We start from the raw sequence: 18,647 nt of genomic DNA, 5'->3' as shown, positions 1-18,647 counted from the left end.
CATGGTGGATCTGCTGACGGACAAGGTCATCGTGCTCTCCGGCGTCGGGCCGGGCCTGGGGCGCGCGCTCGGCGAGGAGGCGGCCCGGATGGGGGCCGACCTGGTGCTCGCGAGCCGTACTCCGAAGCGACTGGAGAAGATGGCCGAGGTCGTCCGCTCGTACGGCCGCCGGGCGCTCGTCGTCCCCACCGACATCACCGACGAGGACCAGCGCAAGGCCCTGGTCGAGGCCTCCCTCGACGAGTTCGGCAAGGTCGACTGCCTGATCAACAACGCGTTCGGCATCCCGCCGATGGACCCGATCAGCACCCTGGACCTCGACGGCCTGCGCACCGCCAACGAGACCAACGTGTTCGCGCCGCTGCGGTTGACGTCCTTGTTCGCCGACGCCCTCGCCCGCTCCGATGATCCTGCCGACGACAAGATCGGCGGCTCGGTGATCATGGTGAACTCGTGCGTGATCTACAGCAGCCAGCCGGAGTACTCCGGCTACAAGCTGTCGAAGGGCACCCTCGAGCACCTCGCCCAGTCGCTCGCCACCGAGCTCGGCCCGCGCGGCATCCGGGTCAACAGCGTCGCGCCCTCCTACATCTACGAGGACGTCAACAAGGCCTACTTCGACTGGATCGCGCAGGAGTCGGGCCGCACCCACCAGGACGTGTACGCCGAGAAGGCGGCCCCCACCGATCTCAAGCGGCTCGCCACCCCCGACGAGGTCGCGAAGGCCACGCTGTTCCTCGCCTCCGACCTGGCCTCCGCGGTCACCGGCCAGATGCTGAACGTCGACTGCGGGGAATTCCATGCCTGAGCCCCGCCAGCGCGCCGACGTCGGCAGCTTCGAGGACATCTGCGCGGCCGCGACCCGCACCACCGGGCTGAGCGACTTCGGCTTCGCCGAGGCCCCCGGGCACGAGGAGGCGTTCCGGACCCTGGTCCAGGATCTCGGGTCCGCCGAGGCCGGACTGACCGGGATCGGCAACTACTTCATGCGCTCGCAGGTCAAGAGCGCGCTGGTGGCGCGTCTGCTCACCCAGGCCCGGTTCGCCGAGTTCCCCCAGCACGCCGAGGTCGCCGTCGAGCGGCCGATCTTCGTGCTCGGTCTCCCCCGCACCGGTACGACGGCCCTGAGCCGCCTGCTCTGCGCCGACCCCGCGCACCAGGGCCTCGAGATGTGGCTGACCGAGTTCCCCCAGCCGCGCCCGCCGCGGGAGACCTGGGAGGACGACCCGATCTTCGCCGCCATGCAGGCGGCCTTCCGCGAGCACCACGTCACCAACCCCGAGTTCATGGGCATCCACTACTCCGACGCCACCGAGCCGGAGGAGTGCTGGCGGGTGCTGCGCCAGACCGGCAAGTCGCTCGGCTTCGAGTCGCTGGCGCACGTGCCGGCGTACTCCCGCTGGCTGGCCACCCAGCCCTGGACCGACGCCTACGAGCGGCACCGCCGCAACCTGCAGCTGATCGGGCTCAACGACCAGGACCGGCGCTGGGTGCTGAAGAACCCCTCGCACCTGATCGCGCTCGACGCCCTGCTCGAGGTCTATCCCGACGCACTGGTCGTGATGACCCGGCGCGACCCGGTCACCTCGGTCGCGTCGGCCTGCTCACTGTCCGCCGAGGCGACCGCCGGCCACTCGACGACCTTCGCCGGCGAGACCCTCGGCCGCGACCAGCTCGGCCACCTCACCCGCCAGTGGGACGCGTTCTGGCAGGCCCGGGAGAAAGCCGACGAGCGTCAGTTCTTCGACGTCGACTACCGCGGCTTCGTGCAGGACCCGGTCGGCACCGTCGGCGCGATCTACGACGCCTTCGGCCTCACCTGGAGCGCCGAGGCGCAGGCCGCGGTGCGCCGGCTCGACGAGGAGTCGCGCCAGGGACCGCGCCGTCCGTCGCACCAGTACGACCTCGCGGACTACGGCATCACGGAGGACGAGGTGAGGGAGTCCTTCGCGCGCTGAGCCCGGGCGGCGCGCGGCAGCCCACCAGCGGTGGCTCCGGAGGCAGCATCACGATCTCCTCTCACGCCCGACACAGGCAGAACGGGTGGCCGGCCGGGTCGAGGAACACCCGGAACGACGTGCCGGGCTGGTGGGGATGCTTGGTCGCGCCCAGCGCGAGCGTGGCCGCCTCGGCCACGTCGAGGTCCTCGACGTCGACGTCGAGGTGGACCTGCTGGGGCACGTCCTGCCCCGGCCAGTCGGGCGCACGGTAGTCGCCGACCCGCTGCAGCTGGATGAAGTGATCGCCGGACCAGACGGTCGCCCAGGAACCGTCCTCCTCGGTGCTCGACTCCCAGCCGAGCAGGGCGCCGTAGAACTCGGCGAGGACCCGCGGGTCCGGGCAGTCGATGACGAACTGGGGATTGCGTGCGATAGCCATGTCCTGACGGTAGGCGGCACCTCCGACACACTCCCGTCCACAGGCCCGGACAGGCGAGGTTTGTCCACAGCCCGGCGCCGCCGAGGCTCCCGGCATGACCTCCACCGTCGACCCCGCCCCGCTGCCCGTCGGCCGGCCGCCCGGCGAGGACGCCCGGCCGCCCGCTCATCCCTCAGCCCGACCCACCGGAGGTGGAACGATGCACCACACCCCTGCCGTCTCGCTCGCCGTGCCCCGCCGCTGGGCCACCTTCGACGACCCCGCTCCCGGCGTCTCGCTGGTCGCCCGGGCGCCGGCTGCCGCGCCCTCGGGCTTCACCCCGGAGCTGACGCTGCACTCCGGTCCGGTCGACGACACCTCGTCCCTCACCGACTGGCGCACCGACGCGATGTCGACGCTCGCCCGCCAGCTCGACGCCCTCGATGTCGAGGACACCGACCTGGTCGACCTCGACGGCGAGACGGTCGCCTACGTCCGCTTCTCCCACCGGATCGGCGGGACCGACGTGCTGTGCGACCAGTGGGCCTGGCTGCGCGACGGCGTCGGCGTGACCCTGACCGGCACGGTCGCGCGGGCCGACTACGCCGACTACTGCGACCTGTTCGAGGACGTGGCGGCGACCGTGGTGCTGGTGCCCCGGGTCGTCGCGTGAGCACCGGGCCGGACTCAGCGCGCGCGAACCCGGATCCGCGCGCCCCGCCGGGGCACACTGGTGATGTTGCGGACCAACGGCTCGTCGGTGCCGACGGCGGTGACGTCGTAGCGGCCGAACACCTCGCGCAGCACCTCGACGCCCTCCATCAGCGAGAACCCCGCGCCGATGCAGCGCCGCACGCCGCCACCGAACGGGATCCACACGGTGAGCGGCGGCACGTCCTCGCCGAGGAAGCGCTCGGGCCGGAACACGTCCGGGTCCGCGAAGTTCGACTCCTGCTGGTGACTCATGATGATCGAGGGGCCGACCGTCGTGCCGGCGGGCAGGTCCCAGCCGCCGACGGTGGCCGGCGCCATCAGGGTGCGCACGACCATCGGGATGATCGGGTGCAGCCGCATCGACTCCTTGAGCACGGCCTCGAGCCAGGCGTCGTCGCCGTCGTCGACGGCGCGCTGGGTGCGCGCGAGCAGGTCGGCGTCGCGGCCCACCTCGACCAGCGCCCACGACAGCGCCGAGGCGGTGGTCTCGTGACCGGCCAGCAGCAGCGTCACCAGCTGGTCGCGCAGCTCGGTGTCGTCCAGGCCGTGCTCCTCGGCGTCCCCCGCCGCCAGCAGCCGGGACAGGACGTCGGACCGGTCGGCGAGGTCGTCGGCGGCGCGGCGCTCGCGGATCTCGGCGTACATCAGCCGGTCGAGCTCGACCTGGTTGTCGACCGTACGACGCCACGGGCCGAGCCGCTGCAGCCGCGGGTACGCCCAGCCGAGCAGGATCGCCGGGTGGATCTCGACGGTGTGGTTGACCGCCGGTCGCAGCCGGGCCAGCCGGTCCTCGTCGGTGACACCGAAGACGACGCGGAGGATCACCTCGAGGGTCAGCGCGTTCATCCGCTCCAGCGCCCGGAACGGCTCGCCCTCGCTCCAGGTGCCGACCTCCGCGGCCGCGACCTCGGCGACCAGACCACGGTATCCGCGCAGCGCGTGGCCGAGGAAGGCCGGCATCAGCAGCTTGCGGGCGCGGTGGTGCTCTCCTCCGTCCTGGAGCAGCAGGGAGTGCTCGCCCATGATCGGGCCGAGGACGGCGTTGCCCTTGCCGGCGTGGAAGACCTCGGGGTCGGCCGCGAAGATCTCCTTGGTGACCTCGGGCCGGGTGAACAGCACGAGCGGCCGGTTCCCGGGGACCAGGTTGAGGGTGTACGCGTCGCCGTACCTGCGGTGCAGCCACGGGTGGAACTGGTGCCGGAAGCGCATCAGCGCCACCGTCTGCACCAGCGCCGGCCAGCGCGGGCCGGGCGGCAGGCCGTCCGTGGGCACGGGCGGCAGCTCGCGCCCGCCGACCACGCTGCTGCGCCGGAACCGGCGCAGGGTGAGCTCGCGGGTGTCGTCGTGTGCCGCGGTGTCGACGCGTTGGGTCACCCCCCTGACGCTACGCCGCGGCTCGGCGCCCGGCCTCCGCCTACGGTAGGAGTTCGTCGCGGCGCGCGATCGCGGCGGCCTCGGTGCGTCCGGCGGCCCCGAGCTTGCCGAGGATGTTGGAGACGTGGACGCTGACGGTCTTGGTGCTGATGAACAGCTGCTTGCCGATCTCGCCGTTGGACCGGCCCTCGGCGACGAGGGCGAGGATCTCCAGCTCGCGCGCGGTGAGGGCGGCGCCGCCGGTGGGGGCAGCCGCGGGCCGGGGGCCGGAGGACTCGGCCGCGAGGTCGGCGACGAGGAGCGGGGCGCGGAGCCGGTCGGCGAGGGTACGCGCCTGGTCGGCCTCGTCGCGGGCGCGGGCGGTGTCGCCGACGAGACGCAGGATCTGGGAGTGGGCCGCGTGGATGCGCGCCTGCTCGGGGACGTGACCGAGCTTGCGGGCGGAGTCGAGCGCGGCCGACCAGGAGGCGAGCAGCTCCTCGCGGCCCACCGCGCCCTCGGCGCCGGCCAGCCAGGCGATCCGGGCATGCTCGGCGACCAGTCGGTCGGCCCACATCCGGCCCTCGGGTCCCCACGGGCTGTCGTGCTCGCGGAACCAGGCGATCACCGCCTCGCCGTCGGCCCGGAGCCGGTCGGCGCGATCGACGAGGGCGCGTCTCTCCGCGGCGCTCGCCGAGCGCATCCCGGCCGCGATCGCGGCGAGGCTCTGGGCGACCAGCCGGACCCGGCCGCCGAAGTGCTCCTGCCAGATCCGGCCCAGCACCGCGACGGCGTCGTCGTAGACCTGGATCGCCGCCCTCGCCTCGCCGCGGGCGGCGTGGACCTCGATCTCGACACCGGCGCTGTGGACGGTGATGCCGCCCTCGTCCGCCCAGAGCGGGCGCAGCGCCCGAAGCCGGTCGAGCACGTCCTCGCCACGGGCGGCCAGCACGGCGAGCCGAGCCGGCTCGATGACCCCGACCGGGATCGACGGACCGGACTGGTCGTCGATGACCGAGACGAGGGAGAGGACGTCGTCCCACTCGCCGAGCAGGTAGTGGATCCAGGTCAGCTGCCAGCGGGAGTCGATGACATAGGGCGCCCAGACCAGCCCCAGCGGGTCGGCGCGTTCGAGCGCTGACGCGAACCAGCGCACGGAGGGCTCCCACTCGCCCGTGTCCTGGTAGGAGCGGCCGAGCAGCCAACGGCCGCGGACCTCTGCGTCGAGCGCGTCGGCGGCGACCGCGTGGTCGACCGCGGCGACGAGCGCCTCGCGCAGCCGACTCTGCTCGCCGCCCTCGGCGAGCTTGACCCGCAGGCCGCTCAGCGTGGTGACGATGTCGGCGGTGAGCGCCGGCATCGCCAACCGCTCCGCGAGGGCGAGCGCCTCGGTCGCGAACACCTCGGCCTCGTCGGCCCGATCGGGGTGGTGGCTGGCGAGGATCCGAGCATGGGTCGCGAGGACCTTCGCCCGTAGCACGCTCTCCTCGTCGGGAGTCAGCGCGACCGCCTCGGCCGAGAGCGCGACCGCGTCGAGCGCGATCTCGGTCATCAGCAGCAGGTCCGCGTATCGGCTGAGCATCCGGGCCCGCTCCGGGTCGGGCCCGCCGCCGGGTCGCCGCGGCGTCGCGTCGAGCTGTGCGCCGAGGAGCTGGGAGGCACGCAGCACGCCGCCGCCGGCGGTGAGCGCGTCGGCGGCCTTCACCACGACCCTGGCCCGGTCGATCTCCAGCCGGGCCACGCGGTCGGGGTCCTCGAGCAGCTCCAGCGCCTGCTGGTAGTGGTCGGCCGCCTCGTCGGGACCGCCGACCGCCATCGCCTCGTCGCCGGCCTCGATCCCGGCGGTCACCGCTCGGTCGAGGTCGTTGGCACGGCGGGCGTGGCGGGCCAGCTCGGCCGACGTACCTCCGGCGGCGCCGCTCGACAGCGCGGCGACGTAGCGGGCGTGCAGCCGGACCCGCTCGCCCGGCAGCAGGTCGTCGTAGACCGCCTCGCCGAGCAGCGCATGGCGGAAGGAGTAGAGGTGGCCGCCCACCTCGAGCACGTTCATCTCCACGGCCTGGCGGATGCCGGAGTCGAGCTGCTCGACGGGGATGTCGGCCGTGGCGGCGAGCAGGTCGTGGGTGACCCGCCGCCCGGCGACGCTGGCCACCCGGACGACGTGGCGCGCCTCGTCGGAGAGGCGGTCGAGCCGGACCAGCAGCAGGTCGGCCAGGTCGCCCGGAACGTCGCCGTCGGCGCAGGACCCGGACGCCACCAGCTCCTCGACGAAGAAGGCGTTGCCCTCGGCCCGCTCGACGATCCGCGCGACCGAGCGCTCGTCGAGCCCGGCCGGAGCCAGCTCGCCCACCAGGGCGCGCACCGCCTCCGCGGGCAGCGGCCCGAGACCGAGGCGCCCGACCTGCGGCAGCCGGGTCCACTCGGCGACCTGGCGGCGCAGCGGGTGGCGGCGGTGCAGGTCGTCGGAGCGGTACGACGCCACGATGGCCACCGGCCGCGCGAAGGCCCGGGTGAACAGGAAGCCGAGCATGTCGCGGGTCGACTGGTCGGCCCAGTGCAGGTCCTCGACGACGAGCAGCACGGGCGCCTCGGTGGCCGCCGCGTCGAGCAGCGCATGCACGGCCACGAAGGTGTCACCACGGTCGGCGCCGCGGCTGCGCTCGTCGGACGACTCCTCGCCCACGACACGCGTACGCCGCCCGGGCTGGAGCCGGGTCAACGCCGGATGGACGGCGGCCACCGCCTCGACCAGCTCGGGGTGGCCGGCGGCGAGCCGGCCGAGCACCTCGCTGAAGGGCAGGTAGGGCAGCGCGCTGTCGCCGAAGTCGAGACAGTGTCCGGCCAGCACCTGCCACCCGCTGTCGAGGGCGTGGTCGCGCAGCGCCCGCAGCAGCCGGGTCTTGCCGACGCCGGCGTCGCCCGACAGCAGCACCGCGCGTCGCGACGTCTCGGACTCGGCGGCGCTCACGGCGTCGTCGAGCACCGCGATCGCCTCGGCGAGCTCGGTGTCACGCCCGACCATGGTCAGGCTGCTGTGTGCGGCCACGGGCACCATCATGGCGTCCGCCACCGACAGGGCGGTCACGGTGAGGCTCAGCGGGAGCGCCGCTCCACGCTGGGGTCGGTGGCGGCGATGCCCCGCAGCCAGGAGGTGCGGCTGCGGCCCGCCCGGCTGGCGGCCATCCCACGGGCCGCCTGCAGGCGGCGGTAGTCGTTCTCTGCGCTCAGGTAGTAGTTGCTGCTCATGACGTCGAGACTCGTCCTCTGAGGTAGGCCCCCACATCGGACGACTGCCCTATCCGGCGAAGCGGCTACCTCAGGTTCGGTCGGGCCCACCCCTAGGCTGACCCCCGTGGAGTTCTCCGAGGTGGTCCGTCGGCGCCGGATGACGCGCGCCTACACCTCGGCCCCGGTGGACCCGGCGGTGCTCGAGCGGGCGCTCGACCACGCCACCCGCGCGCCGAGCGCCGGCTTCGCGCAGGGCTGGGCGTTCGTCGTGCTCGACACGCCGGAGACGGTCGGCGGGTTCTGGGAGGCGCAGACCGACACCTCCGCGCCGGACCGCTGGCTGGCCGGGATGATGAGCGCGCCGGTGGTGGTCGTCCCGTGCAGCCGCCGCTCGGCGTACCTCGACCGCTACGCCGAGCCCGACAAGCGTCGTGCCGGCCTCCACGAGCACGACGAGAGCCGCTGGGCGATGCCCTACTGGCACCTCGACGCCGCGATGGCGTCGCTGCTGCTGCTCCAGTCGGTGACCGACGCCGGCCTCGGTGGCTGCTTCTTCGGGCTGGTGCCCGGCCGGGTCGACGCGGTCAAGGCCGCGCTCGGGCTCCTCGACTCCGCCGACGAGGAGGCGCCGCATCCCGTCGGCGCGATCACGATCGGCCACCCGGCCCCCCGCGCGACGGGTGCGCGAGGCTCGGCGAGCCGCCGGCGTCGTACGCCGTGGCAGGAGGTGGCCCACCGCGGCCGCTGGGGCGCGGGCTGGGAGCCGACGACCGAGAAGGACAGCTGATGCCGCGCGCGAGCTCCACGATCACGCACCTCTCCCCCGACGAGCTGCGCGGCAACCAGGAGGTCCTGCCGCGGGTCGCGCGGATGCTGCGGCCCTACCGCGCCAAGATCGCGCTGGTGCTCGGCGCGGTGGTCGCCTCGGCGGCGCTCCAGGCCGTCGTCCCCTTCCTGACCCGGGCGGTCTTCGACCACGCACTGTTCCCGCTGGACGGGGGCAGGCCACGGCTGGACCTGCTGGCCTGGCTGGTCGCCGGGATGTGCGTGATCCCGGTCGCGACGGCGCTGATCGGGATCGGGCAGAACTGGCTGACCTCGACCGTCGGGAACTCCGCGATGGCGGACCTGCGCGGCGACCTCTTCGAGCACCTGCAGAAGATGGAGCTCGCCTTCTTCACCGCCACCAAGACCGGGGCCATCCAGTCCCGGCTGGCCAACGACGTCGCCGGTGTGCGGACCGTCCTCACCGACACGGCGACCACGATCGTGCAGAACTCCGTCACGGTGACCGCGGCGTTCGTGTCGATGGTGGTGCTGTCGTGGCAGCTGACGGTGCTGACGCTGATCGTGATGCCGCTGTTCATCACCCTGCAGCTGCGGGTCGGGCGACGGCGGCAGCGGCTCGCGCGGCGTACCCAGGAGTCGCTGTCCGAGATGACCGCGATCACCGAGGAGGCCCTGTCGGTGAGCGGGATCCTGCTCGCGAAGGTGTTCAACCGGGCCGAGTCGGAGGTCGAGCGCTACCGCAGGGCCAACCGGCGACAGACCCGGCTGCAGGTCAAGCAGGCGATGACCGGCCGCACGTTCTTCGCCGTGGTGCAGACGTTCTTCGCGATCACCCCGGCGCTGATCTATCTGGTCGCCGGGTGGATGCTCACTGGCTCGCTGCCCGCGGGCGACGGCGCCCTCACCGCCGGCACGCTCGTCGCGTTCACCACGCTGCAGAGCCGGCTGCAGATGCCGCTGCTCCAGCTGATGCGGGTCTCGCTGGACGTGCAGACCTCGCTCGCGCTGTTCCGCCGGATCTTCGAGTACCTCGACCTCGAGCCCGCCATCACCGAGCGGCCCGGCGCGGTCGACCTCGACCCCGAGCGGCTGCGTGGGCGAGTCGAGCTGCGCGACGTGCGCTTCCGCTACCCCGAGCCGCGGTCGCTGTCCGGCACCGTCCATCGCGATCGATTCGGCGACGCGGGGATGCGGATCGAGGCCGACGACACCGAGGACGAGCTCCCGGAGGGCTCCGGCTGGGCGCTCGAGGACGTGTCGCTGGTGGTCGAGCCCGGCCAGCTGGCCGCGATCGTGGGCCCGTCGGGCAGCGGCAAGACGACGGCGACGTACCTCGTCCCGCGGTTCTACGACGTCACCGAGGGCGCGGTCCTCATCGACGGGCACGACGTCCGCGACCTGACCCTCTCCTCGCTCGCCGACGCGGTCGGGATGGTCACCCAGGAGCCGTACCTCTTCCACGGCACCATCCGCGACAACATCGCCTACGCCCGCCCCGGCGCGAGCTCCGAGGAGATCGTGCGGGCGGCCCGCGACGCCAACATCCACGACCGGATCATGAGCTTCCCCGAGGGCTACGAGACGATCACCGGCGAGCGCGGCTACCGGCTCTCCGGCGGCGAGAAGCAGCGCCTCGCCATCGCCCGGGTGCTGCTCAAGGACCCGCGGATCCTGATCCTCGACGAGGCGACGTCCGCCCTCGACAACGAGACCGAGCGGCTGGTGCAGGAGGCGTTGGAGCGGGCGACCCGGTCGCGCACCACCATCGCCATCGCCCACCGGCTCTCCACGATCCGCTCGGCCGACGTCATCTTCGGCCTCGAGGACGGGCACCTGGTCGAGCACGGCACCCACCGCGAGCTGATCGCCCTCGGCGGCCTCTACAAGCGCCTGTACGACGAGCAGTTCTCCCGCGAGCCGCACGGCCGCAAGCACTGCGACAGCCGCCGCGCCGACGTCCCGCTGTAGCAGTCTCGCGGCTCAGGGCTCCACCAGCCCCGCCCGGATGGCGTACCGGGTCAGCTGCGTGCGGTCGGTCATGCCGAGCCGAGCGAGGATGTGGGAGCGGTGCTTCTCGACCGTCTTCACGCTGATCGACAAGATCGTGGCGATCTCCCGCGACGACCGCCCCTCGGCGATCAGCTTGAGCACCTCGTCCTCGCGCGGCGTCAGCACCGTCGCGGGCACCCGCTCGCCGCGGGCCAGCCGGTCGAGGTAGTCGCGCACCAGCGCACCCATCGCGCCGGGGTAGACGAACGCCTCGCCCCGCACGGCCGCGCGCACGGCCGAGACCAGGTCCTCGTCGACGACCGACTTCAGCACGTACCCCGATGCGCCGAGCTTGAGGGCGGAGAAGAAGTACTGCTCGTTGTCGTGCATCGAGAGCATCAGGATCCGCGGTGGCGTACGACGCCGCGCGATCTCGCGGGCGGCCTGGAGCCCGGTCATGGTCGGCATCGCGATGTCGAGGATGACCAGATCGACCTCCACCTCCCGCAGCAGCGCGAGCACCTCGGCGCCGTCGGAGGCCTCGGCGACCACCTCGATGTCGGGCTGCTGCTCGAGGATCAGTCGTACGCCGCGCCGTACCAGCGCGTGGTCGTCGGCGAGCAGGACCCGGATCACGCGCCCACCACCGGGACCCGCAGCCGGACCGTCGTCCCGGACGCCGAGGAATCGACGGACAGGGACCCGCCGACCAGGGCGGAGCGGTCCCGCATGCCCTGCAGCCCGGTGCCCCAGGCCGCGCCGTCGAGCCCGGAGCCGTCGTCGACCACCTCCAGCACCAGGTCGCCGCCGACACGGAGCAGCGACAGGTCGACCCGGGTGGCGCCGGCGTGGCGGACGACGTTGGTCAGCGCCTCCTGCGCGACCCGGTAGACCACCACCTCGCCGTCGCGGCCGAGCGCGGGCAGCCCCGGCGCGAAGGTACGCCGCACGACCGGCCCGCCGAGCGCCGAGACGTCGGTCGCCAGTGCGGCCAGGGCGGGCTGCAGGCCGAGGTCCTCGAGGACTCCGGGACGCAGCTCGCGGGCCACTCGTCGTACGTCGTCGAGGCCCGTGCGCGCGCTCTCCCGGAGCAGCGCCAGCTCGGGCCGCAGCTCGGCCGGCACCCGGTCCTCGAGCTGCTTGAGGCCGAGGAGCACGACGGTGAGGTCCTGGCCGACCTGGTCGTGCAGCTCGCGGGCGATCCGGTGCCGCTCGGCCTCCTGGGCGGCGATCGCCTGCGCGTCGCTGGCCCGGCGCTCCTCCTCCAGCCGGTCCAGCATCGCGTGGTAGCTGCGCACCAGCTGGGCGCCCGGCCCCTCGCCGGCGACCTCCAGGCGCCGTCCCTCGCCACCGAGCCGCACGGTCGCCATCTCGCGGATCACCCGGTCGACCGGGGACAGCGCGGTGCGCAGCAGCACCGCGGTCAGCACCAGCACCAGGCCGATCCCGACGACGAGCACCAGCGCCTCCGAGACCAGCACCCGCCGCGACACGCTCGCCGGGGACAGCATCAGCACCACCGCGCCGGCGCACAGCACAGCCGCGTTGATCAGGCAGACCTTCCAGTACAAGGACGTGTTCGCGAGCCGCACCCCCCCAGCCTCGCCCACGCGGCCGGATCAGGAAATGGGGGCTGGCCCCCATACCGCCGCGCACGTGCGTCGACTTGGCTGGTGTCATGCCTCCGACGTTGGTCGTCCCCCTCACCGTCCGGTGCCGCACGGCCGACGGCGCCGACATCCGGCTGCTCCTCGAAGCCGAGGTCGACGCGTCCGGACGGACCTCCACGGCGGAGCTGGAGCGGGTGGCGTTCGCGATCGTCGTACCCGCGGTCGAGGAGGCGGTCCGTCGCCGCGACCTCGCCTCCCTCACCGCCGACCCCACCGCGGGCCTGGACCGCATCGGCGGCGACCTGCTGACGGTCCGGGTGGTCGCCGTCGAGCATCTCATCGTCTCCCCGTCGGCCGATCCGGACGGGGGCCGGCCGCGTGGGCGGGGCTGAGCTGGAGCTGGCCGTCGCGGTCGGCATGCTCGCCGCGGCGATCGGCTTCGCGATCGGCCTGGCCGTGGGGCGTGGACGGCAGCCGCGGTGGGCGGAGAAGGGCAGCTTCGTCCACAAGGTGTCGATCGGGCTCGCGACGCTCGACCGGATGGACGGGGTGCTGCTGCGCTTCGAGGTCGAGCCGGAGTCGCACCTCGCCGGCGTCGAGGTCGACGAGCTCCGCCTTCCCGCGGGCGCGGCGGTGTCGCTGATCACCCGTGGCAAGAACGCGCTGGTGCCGTCGGGCCGGACCACGCTCCGCACCGGTGACCAGGTGCTCGTCGTGACCGCCCTCGGCCAGGTCGACGACGTCGAGGACCGGCTGCGCGCCGTGAGCCGGTACGGGCGCCTCGCCGGCTGGTACGAGTCACTCGAGCCGCCCAACTCTGCCCGGGCGTTCGGCGTACGGCGGGGTGCGGCGTGATCCTCACGTCCGCCGCCCTGTCCGTCTTCATCGTCGCCTACGCCCTCATCGCCACCGAGCGCGTCCACCGGGTCGCGGCCGCTCTCGGCGGAGTGGCCGCGATGGCGGTGATCGGGCTGGTCGACGCGCAGTCGGCGTTCTTCGACCACGAGACCGGCATCGACTGGAACGTCATCTTCCTGCTGTTCGGGATGATGGTGATCGTCGGTGTGCTCAAGCAGACCGGGCTGTTCGAGTTCCTCGCGCTGTGGGCCGCGCTCAAGTCGGGCGGGCATCCCTACCGGCTGCTCGTCCTGCTCGTCCTGATCAGCGCGGTGGTCGCCCCGATCCTCGACAACGTCACCTGCGTGCTGCTCGTCGCGCCGGTCACGATCTCGGTCTGCCGCCAGCTCGGGCTGCCCACGGCGCCGTACCTCATCTCGCTGATCCTCGCCTCCAACATCGGCGGTACGGCGACCCTCATCGGCGACCCGCCCAACATCATCATCGGCAGCCGCGCCGGCCTCAGCTTCGACGACTTCCTCATCCACTCGCTCCCGCTCACCGTGATCTTGCTGGTGCTGTTCGTGGTGATGGCGCGCTGGCTGTTCCGCAAGTCGTTCGGCGAGGTGGTCGACGTCAGCGACGTGCTCGGCGACCTGCACCCGCGCGACGCGATCACCAACATGCGGATGCTGATGCGCTGCCTGGTGGTGCTCGGCCTGGTCATGGTCGCGTTCAGCCTGCACACCGTGCTCCACCTCGACCCGTCGCTGGTCGCGATGCTGGGCGCCGGCGCGACGGTGCTGGTCTCGCGCACCGAGCCCGAGGAGTTCCTCGAGGAGGTCGAGTGGGGCACGCTCGCCTTCTTCATGGCGCTGTTCGTGCTGGTCGGCTCGCTGGTCCAGGTGGGGGTGATCGGCCGGATCAGCGAGCTCGCGGCCGAGGCGATGGGCGACCGCGAGCTGCTCGCCGCCACCGTGCTGCTGTTCGGCTCCGGCGTGGTCGGTGCCTTCGTCGACAACATCCCCTACACCACCGCGACGGTCCCGATCGTCGAGGAGATGGTCTCGGCCACCGCCGCGTCCGGGGCGGAGAGCCCGCTGTGGTGGGCGTTCGTCTTCGGCGCCGACCTCGGCGGCAACGCGACCGCCGTCGCCGCCGGCGCCAACGTCGTGGTGCTCGGCATCGCGGCCAAGTCGGGCGAGCCGATCAGCTTCTGGCAGTTCACGAAGTACGGCGTCGTGGTGACCCTGATGACCCTCGTCGTCGCCTGGCTCTACGTCTACCTGCGCTACTTCGCGCTGGCCTGACCGCGATGGTCCCGGCCCACAAGCACCGTGATCCGTCGACTTCGGGTGCCTTCGAGCAGGGACTGTCCCGGCTCCCGGGCCGAGGTGACCAGCGGCGGGGCGAGCGGCGCGACGATCCGGGCGAGCCGCTCACGGGCCGGCGGGGTGAGCAGGAGCACCGGCATGAGCAGCGCGACGGTCATGCAGCCGATCACGATCGCGTCGTACGCGCCGTGCAGCGAGGAGTCGAGCGGCGCGACCAGACCGAGCAGCACCGAGACGGCGACCAACGCGCCGGTGGCATGGCGCGGGAGGCGCTGGGTGGCGAGGAAGGGCGGCAGCAGCAGGAAGTACCACAGGTGGACGACCGGTGAGAGCAGCACGAACGCAGCGCCGACGGTCGCGACGGCCGCGATCGCGGTCCTCCGGGAGCCGGTCGGCCAGCGCAGGCCGACCCAGGCGCCGATCCCGACGGCGACCAGCAGCCCGAGCGCGCGGACCAGGTCGCGGAAGAGCGCAGGCTCGGTGCCGAGGCCGAGGTGGAGGGCCAGCCAGTCGAGGACCCCGCCGAGCAGGGTGGTGGCGGACAGCGGGGTGTTCACCTCGCCCGGGACGGTGAGTGCGCGCAGCCAGCCGTTGCCGATCCCGGTGCCGACGCCGAGTCCGACCAGGGTGCCGACCGAGACCGCGGCCACCGCGCCGAGCCGTCGCAGCCGGGCGGCCACGCCGACGCCGACAGGCAGCGAGACCAGCACGATCCCCACCGCCACCAGGCCGCCGGGCACCTTGACGCCCGCGGCGACGCCGGCGAGCACCGCGCCCCACACCCAGCCGCGCTCGACGGCCACGACGAGCGCGGCGGCCATCAGGCCGACCATGAGCAGGTCGTTGTGGAGCCCGGCGACGCCGTTGGCCATCATCAGCGGCGAGGCGATGACCAGCGCGGTCGCGACGGCGGGGTTGGCGCCGCCCCAGGCCGCGAGCCGGGGCACCACCCACGCCAGCAGGACCAGGCCCGCCAGCGCGAACCCACGGTGCGCGATCACCAGGATCCACGGGTTGCCGGTGAGGTGGGCGACGAGCGCGCCGAGGAACACCGGCACCGGTCCGTACGGCGTCGCGGTGTCCCACCACAGCGGGTCCACGGCCTGCACGATCGGCGGGCCGGTGATCCAGCCCGGCAGCGGGAGGAAGGTGTCGGGGGCGAGCGCACCCGGCCCGACGACGTACGGCGAGAGCCCCACCTCGGCGAGCTTGCCCTGGGCGGCGTACGACCAGCCGTCGCGGGAGAACAGCGGCGGCGCCAACAGCAGCGGCGCGGTCCACACGACCGCGGCGAAGCGGGCCAGGGCCACGCCCTCGACCGGGTCCTCGGTCTCGCGGTCCCCGACGGCGACCGTGCGGCACAGCCGCAGCCAGGCGTTGGCCAGCAGGCCCAGGCCGACCAGGACCACGACCAGGCCGGTCATCCGGCCGATCTCGTGGCCGCGCAGCGCACCCAGCGTGCCGAGGCGCAGCACCGGCGTGGAGGCGGGCAGCGTGGCGGTGACGAGTCCCCCGAGCAGCATCAGCAGGCTGCCGAGCGTTCCGCGAGCGATCACGGTCGGAAGGTAGGAGGACCCGGCATCAGGGGGTTGAACGCGCAGGCAACGGGGCAAGAACGCTCGCAATGCCCTCTCGGAGGCGTCTTTCACCACTAGATTGCTGCCACCCGGGGTGCGCACGCGCACCCCACGACTCGAGGAGCTCGCATGTCCCACAACCAGCCGCCCCCGCCGCCTCCGCCGGGCGGTGCGCCGCCGCCCCCGCCGGGTGGGTACGGCGCCCCGCAGGCCGGCGTCCCCCGTCCGGGTGAGCTGCTCAACCGGTTCCTGGCCCGCCTGATCGACCACGTGATCCTCGGCGTCGTCTACGCGATCATCTACGCGGTGTTCAGCGGGATCTTCCTGACCGGCTTCATCCACTCCTTCGGCGAGTACTTCCTGTTCTGGACCGTGACCGCGATCCTCCAAGCGGCCGTCTACCTCGGCTACTTCTCGTTCATGGAGTCCAACTCCGGCCAGACCGTCGGCAAGATGGTCCTGAAGCTGCGCACCTACGGCCCCGACGGCGTCAGCAAGCCGACCATGGAGCAGGCGATCAAGCGCAACGCCTACTCGGCGCTCGGCATCCTCAGCATCATCCCGTTCATCGGGTGGTTCTTCCTCGGCTGGGCGGTCCCGCTGGCCGCGGTCATCTACATCGCGATCACGCTCAACAGCGACCAGCCCAACCACCAGGGCTGGCACGACAAGTTCGCGGGCGGCACCCGCGTCCTGCAGGTCGGCTGACCCGCGCGTCGTACGACGGGGCGTCCTCCACCTGGAGGGCGCCCCGTCGCCGTTTCGAGAGAACACGTTCTAGGGTGCCCTCCATGGGCCTGTTCACCCCCGTCGCGATCACGCTCGGCTCCCAGCCGTGGATGCCGAGGCTGCTGCCTCAGATCACCTGGACCGACCAGCGCCTCCAGCGGCTCACCGGCCGCCGGGTCAGCCTGGTCGGGCTCGCCGGGCTGCCGAGCCTGCTGCTGACGGTCGAGGGCCGCAGGTCGGGGATCGCGCGCTCCACGCCGCTGCTGTGCGTGCCGTGGCAGGGCGGCTGGCTGATCGCCGGCTCGTCCTTCGGCGCCCCGAAGGCGCCGGCGTGGTCGGCGAATCTGCGCGCCGCGCGGACCGTGGAGGTCGACTACCGGCGCCGCCACCACACCTGCACCTGGCGCGAGCTGACCGGCGCCGAGAAGGACCGGGCCTGGGCGCACATGGTCACGGTGTGGCCCAACTACGACAAGTACGTCGAGTGGACCGACCGGGTCATCCCCGTCTTCTGGCTGAGTCCGCAGTAGCGGAGCCGAGTTCGCCGCCGCCCCGGGACTTGGACCCAATCGCGCCGATCCCGCACGGGACCACCCCTCACTGCTCACAATAGGAGGATGACGGCGCACCTGGGGGGCCGTGGGGACCGCGGCCCCACGAGGTCACCCGCCCGGCGGTGGATCCGCCGCGGCGAGCGTCAGCGGGCGCACTCCTCGTGGTGGTGGGGCGCCGCGGTCACGGCCCTGCTGCTGTACCCCTATCTCGTCGTCGGGATGATCGGGGACCCGCATGGCGACCGGGTGGCCCTGGCGGGGCACGCCGTGATGCTGCTGGCCGACCTGCTGCTGCTCGGGGCGAGCGTGGCGCTCGCCGTCGACGCCCGGCTGATGTACGACGGCCTGCGCGGGGCCATGGCCGTGGCCGCGGCCGTCGTCGCCGTCCAGGACGCGCCGCTGGTGGTGCTCGGGATGATCGACCGGACGATGAGCCCGCTGTCGTATCGGCTGACCGGAGGGCATCTGGTCACGGTGCTGATCGTGCTGGTCGTGATCCACCGAGGCCGCCGGGCCGCCGTGCCGGGGAAGTACCTGATCGTGACCGGCATCGCGCTCGGCATGGCCGCGTCGGCGATCACCCTCGGGGTGCATCGGCTGGTCAAGCACCTGGAGCACGACGCGGGGGTGCTGACCACGGGCGACCCGAGCGACATCGTGATCATGGCGCTGATCGGCCTGGTCCTGATGGCGGTCGGGATCCAGCTGGCGATCTCGCAGCTGCCGGCCTGGGCCGCCACGCGCATCGGCGTCGGGATGCTGGCGATCTTCGCGGCGCGGCTGTACTCGACCCTGGTCGACGCGATGACACCGCCCCCGGTCGCGGTGGTCGGCGTCGCCCTGTTCAGCGCGCTCACCGCGACCACGGCGGCCTCCCTGCTGCGCATCGCGCTGGAGCACATGGACGCCCGGGTGGCCCGGTACGCCCACCTGGCCGCCGAGGCGGAGGCCGAGGTCAAGCAGGACCGGGAGGTCGCGCACGAGGTCCGCTCGGCGGCCGCGGGCCTCGCCGCCGGCGCCCGGCTGCTGGCCAGCGGCCAGATCCCGGCCGGGCCGCGTCGCGACGCGCTGGAGAAGATGGTCGACATCGAGGCCGCGCGGCTGCGTCGTACCGTCAAGGCCCAGCCGGGCCCGCTGACGACGGTCGACGTCGACGCGGTGGTGGCGCCGTTCGTGGTGGCGCAGGCGGCGCTGGGGCACCACGTCGCCTGGACGCCCGGCGGGCACCGGGTGCGGGCCCGGCAGGACGACCTCGCCGAGGCGCTCGGCACCCTGATCACCAACGCGGCCGACCACGCCGGTGGCCAGGGCACCACGATCAGCTCTCGCCGCAGCGGCGACCACGTGGAGATCCTGGTGTCCGACCACGGCCCCGGACTGGACCCGGCCCTGCGCGATCGGCTGTTCTCGTGGGGCAGCCACGGGACGACGTCCGGCGGTCAGGGCATCGGGCTGCACCGGGCCCGACGGATCCTGCTCGAGCAGGGCGGCACGCTCGAGCTGGCCGATCCTCCCGAGGGCGGCGGCACGACCTTCGTCATCCGGCTGCCCCGGGCCCGGCTCCCCGGGGAGTGA

The 18,647-nt window shown here is 73.0% G+C and carries 18 protein-coding genes; 11 read left to right on the top strand and 7 right to left on the bottom strand.

What is annotated here, in order from left to right:
* The first annotated feature begins 1 nt into the window (after window position 1).
* Window positions 2-808: an SDR family oxidoreductase gene (locus ACUP6Y_RS03480; RefSeq protein ID WP_462554230.1), complete on the top strand. Its 807-nt coding sequence runs from the start codon at window positions 2-4 to the stop codon at window positions 806-808.
* Window positions 801-1,958: a sulfotransferase family protein gene (locus ACUP6Y_RS03475; protein WP_462554229.1), complete on the top strand. Its 1,158-nt coding sequence runs from the start codon at window positions 801-803 to the stop codon at window positions 1,956-1,958. Before ACUP6Y_RS03480 ends, ACUP6Y_RS03475 begins: the two co-directional genes overlap by 8 nt.
* 61 nt (window positions 1,959-2,019) lie before the next feature.
* On the opposite strand, the gene ACUP6Y_RS03470 is transcribed toward ACUP6Y_RS03475, so the two are convergent.
* Window positions 2,020-2,379 (bottom strand): VOC family protein, encoded by a 360-nt coding sequence (locus ACUP6Y_RS03470; RefSeq protein WP_462554228.1) that lies wholly within the window; start codon window positions 2,377-2,379, stop codon window positions 2,020-2,022.
* Between the two features lie 94 nt (window positions 2,380-2,473).
* On the opposite strand from ACUP6Y_RS03470, the gene ACUP6Y_RS03465 reads away from it, so the two are divergent.
* Window positions 2,474-3,031 carry a hypothetical protein gene (locus ACUP6Y_RS03465; RefSeq protein ID WP_462554227.1) on the top strand — a complete coding sequence of 186 codons (558 nt, stop codon included), beginning with the start codon at window positions 2,474-2,476 and terminating at the stop codon, window positions 3,029-3,031.
* Between the two features lie 14 nt (window positions 3,032-3,045).
* Here ACUP6Y_RS03465 and ACUP6Y_RS03460 read toward each other — a convergent pair whose 3' ends face one another.
* The 3 genes from ACUP6Y_RS03460 to ACUP6Y_RS03450 are packed head-to-tail and all read right to left on the bottom strand — an operon-like array spanning window position 3,046 to window position 7,671.
* Complete coding sequence (locus tag ACUP6Y_RS03460) at window positions 3,046-4,446, bottom strand: cytochrome P450 (protein WP_462554226.1); 1,401 nt, start codon at window positions 4,444-4,446, stop codon at window positions 3,046-3,048.
* 40 nt (window positions 4,447-4,486) lie between these two features.
* The gene (locus ACUP6Y_RS03455; RefSeq protein WP_462554225.1) at window positions 4,487-7,471 is read right to left on the bottom strand and encodes a helix-turn-helix transcriptional regulator; all 2,985 of its coding nucleotides are present in this window, start codon (window positions 7,469-7,471) and stop codon (window positions 4,487-4,489) included.
* 47 nt (window positions 7,472-7,518) lie between these two features.
* Entirely contained in the window at window positions 7,519-7,671 is a 153-nt protein-coding gene (locus ACUP6Y_RS03450) for a hypothetical protein (RefSeq protein WP_462554224.1), read from the bottom strand.
* Window positions 7,672-7,777: 106 nt separating this feature from the next.
* Here ACUP6Y_RS03450 and ACUP6Y_RS03445 point away from each other — a divergent pair, with 106 nt between their 5' ends.
* Window positions 7,778-8,440, top strand: a complete 663-nt coding sequence (locus ACUP6Y_RS03445; RefSeq protein WP_462554223.1) for a nitroreductase family protein — start codon at window positions 7,778-7,780, stop codon at window positions 8,438-8,440.
* Window positions 8,440-10,410: an ABC transporter ATP-binding protein gene (locus ACUP6Y_RS03440; RefSeq protein ID WP_462554222.1), complete on the top strand. Its 1,971-nt coding sequence runs from the start codon at window positions 8,440-8,442 to the stop codon at window positions 10,408-10,410. Before ACUP6Y_RS03445 ends, ACUP6Y_RS03440 begins: the two co-directional genes overlap by 1 nt.
* A 12-nt stretch (window positions 10,411-10,422) precedes the next feature.
* Here the strand turns inward: ACUP6Y_RS03440 and ACUP6Y_RS03435 are convergent, their stop codons facing one another.
* Together ACUP6Y_RS03435 and ACUP6Y_RS03430 are read right to left on the bottom strand one after the other, a co-directional pair.
* Window positions 10,423-11,067 carry a response regulator gene (locus tag ACUP6Y_RS03435; RefSeq protein ID WP_462554221.1) on the bottom strand — a complete coding sequence of 215 codons (645 nt, stop codon included), beginning with the start codon at window positions 11,065-11,067 and terminating at the stop codon, window positions 10,423-10,425.
* The gene (locus ACUP6Y_RS03430; RefSeq protein ID WP_462554220.1) at window positions 11,064-12,023 is read right to left on the bottom strand and encodes a sensor histidine kinase; all 960 of its coding nucleotides are present in this window, start codon (window positions 12,021-12,023) and stop codon (window positions 11,064-11,066) included. Before ACUP6Y_RS03430 ends, ACUP6Y_RS03435 begins: the two co-directional genes overlap by 4 nt.
* 86 nt (window positions 12,024-12,109) lie before the next feature.
* Between ACUP6Y_RS03430 and ACUP6Y_RS03425 the strand changes: the two genes are divergently transcribed.
* Genes ACUP6Y_RS03425 through ACUP6Y_RS03415 form a run of 3 tightly spaced genes read left to right on the top strand, consistent with a single transcriptional unit; the run spans window position 12,110 to window position 14,188 of the window.
* On the top strand, window positions 12,110-12,433 hold the full coding sequence (locus tag ACUP6Y_RS03425) for a hypothetical protein (RefSeq protein ID WP_462554218.1): 324 nt from the start codon (window positions 12,110-12,112) through the stop codon (window positions 12,431-12,433).
* Window positions 12,420-12,896, top strand: coding sequence for a TrkA C-terminal domain-containing protein (locus ACUP6Y_RS03420; protein WP_462554216.1), 477 nt, complete (start codon window positions 12,420-12,422; stop codon window positions 12,894-12,896). The genes ACUP6Y_RS03425 and ACUP6Y_RS03420 overlap by 14 nt, the downstream gene beginning before the upstream one ends.
* Window positions 12,893-14,188: an ArsB/NhaD family transporter gene (locus ACUP6Y_RS03415; RefSeq protein WP_462554215.1), complete on the top strand. Its 1,296-nt coding sequence runs from the start codon at window positions 12,893-12,895 to the stop codon at window positions 14,186-14,188. The genes ACUP6Y_RS03420 and ACUP6Y_RS03415 overlap by 4 nt, the downstream gene beginning before the upstream one ends.
* On the opposite strand, the gene mptB is transcribed toward ACUP6Y_RS03415, so the two are convergent.
* Complete coding sequence (gene mptB / locus ACUP6Y_RS03410) at window positions 14,170-15,768, bottom strand: polyprenol phosphomannose-dependent alpha 1,6 mannosyltransferase MptB (RefSeq protein ID WP_462554214.1); 1,599 nt, start codon at window positions 15,766-15,768, stop codon at window positions 14,170-14,172. The genes ACUP6Y_RS03415 and mptB overlap by 19 nt on opposite strands.
* Before the next feature lie 150 nt (window positions 15,769-15,918).
* Between mptB and ACUP6Y_RS03405 the strand changes: the two genes are divergently transcribed.
* The 3 genes from ACUP6Y_RS03405 to ACUP6Y_RS03395 all read left to right on the top strand — a co-directional run bounded on the left by ACUP6Y_RS03405 (window position 15,919) and on the right by ACUP6Y_RS03395 (window position 18,647).
* A complete protein-coding gene (locus tag ACUP6Y_RS03405) occupies window positions 15,919-16,497 on the top strand; it encodes an RDD family protein (protein ID WP_462554213.1) in 579 nt (192 codons plus the stop codon).
* An 83-nt stretch (window positions 16,498-16,580) separates the two neighbouring features.
* Window positions 16,581-17,048 (top strand): nitroreductase family deazaflavin-dependent oxidoreductase, encoded by a 468-nt coding sequence (locus ACUP6Y_RS03400; RefSeq protein ID WP_462554211.1) that lies wholly within the window; start codon window positions 16,581-16,583, stop codon window positions 17,046-17,048.
* An 87-nt stretch (window positions 17,049-17,135) separates the two neighbouring features.
* Window positions 17,136-18,647 (top strand): sensor histidine kinase, encoded by a 1,512-nt coding sequence (locus ACUP6Y_RS03395; protein WP_462554210.1) that lies wholly within the window; start codon window positions 17,136-17,138, stop codon window positions 18,645-18,647.

Source organism: Nocardioides sp. S5-5 (assembly GCF_054954065.1).
Note: the sequence above shows the minus strand (reverse complement) of the source record. Positions and strands in the feature narration are given on the sequence as shown.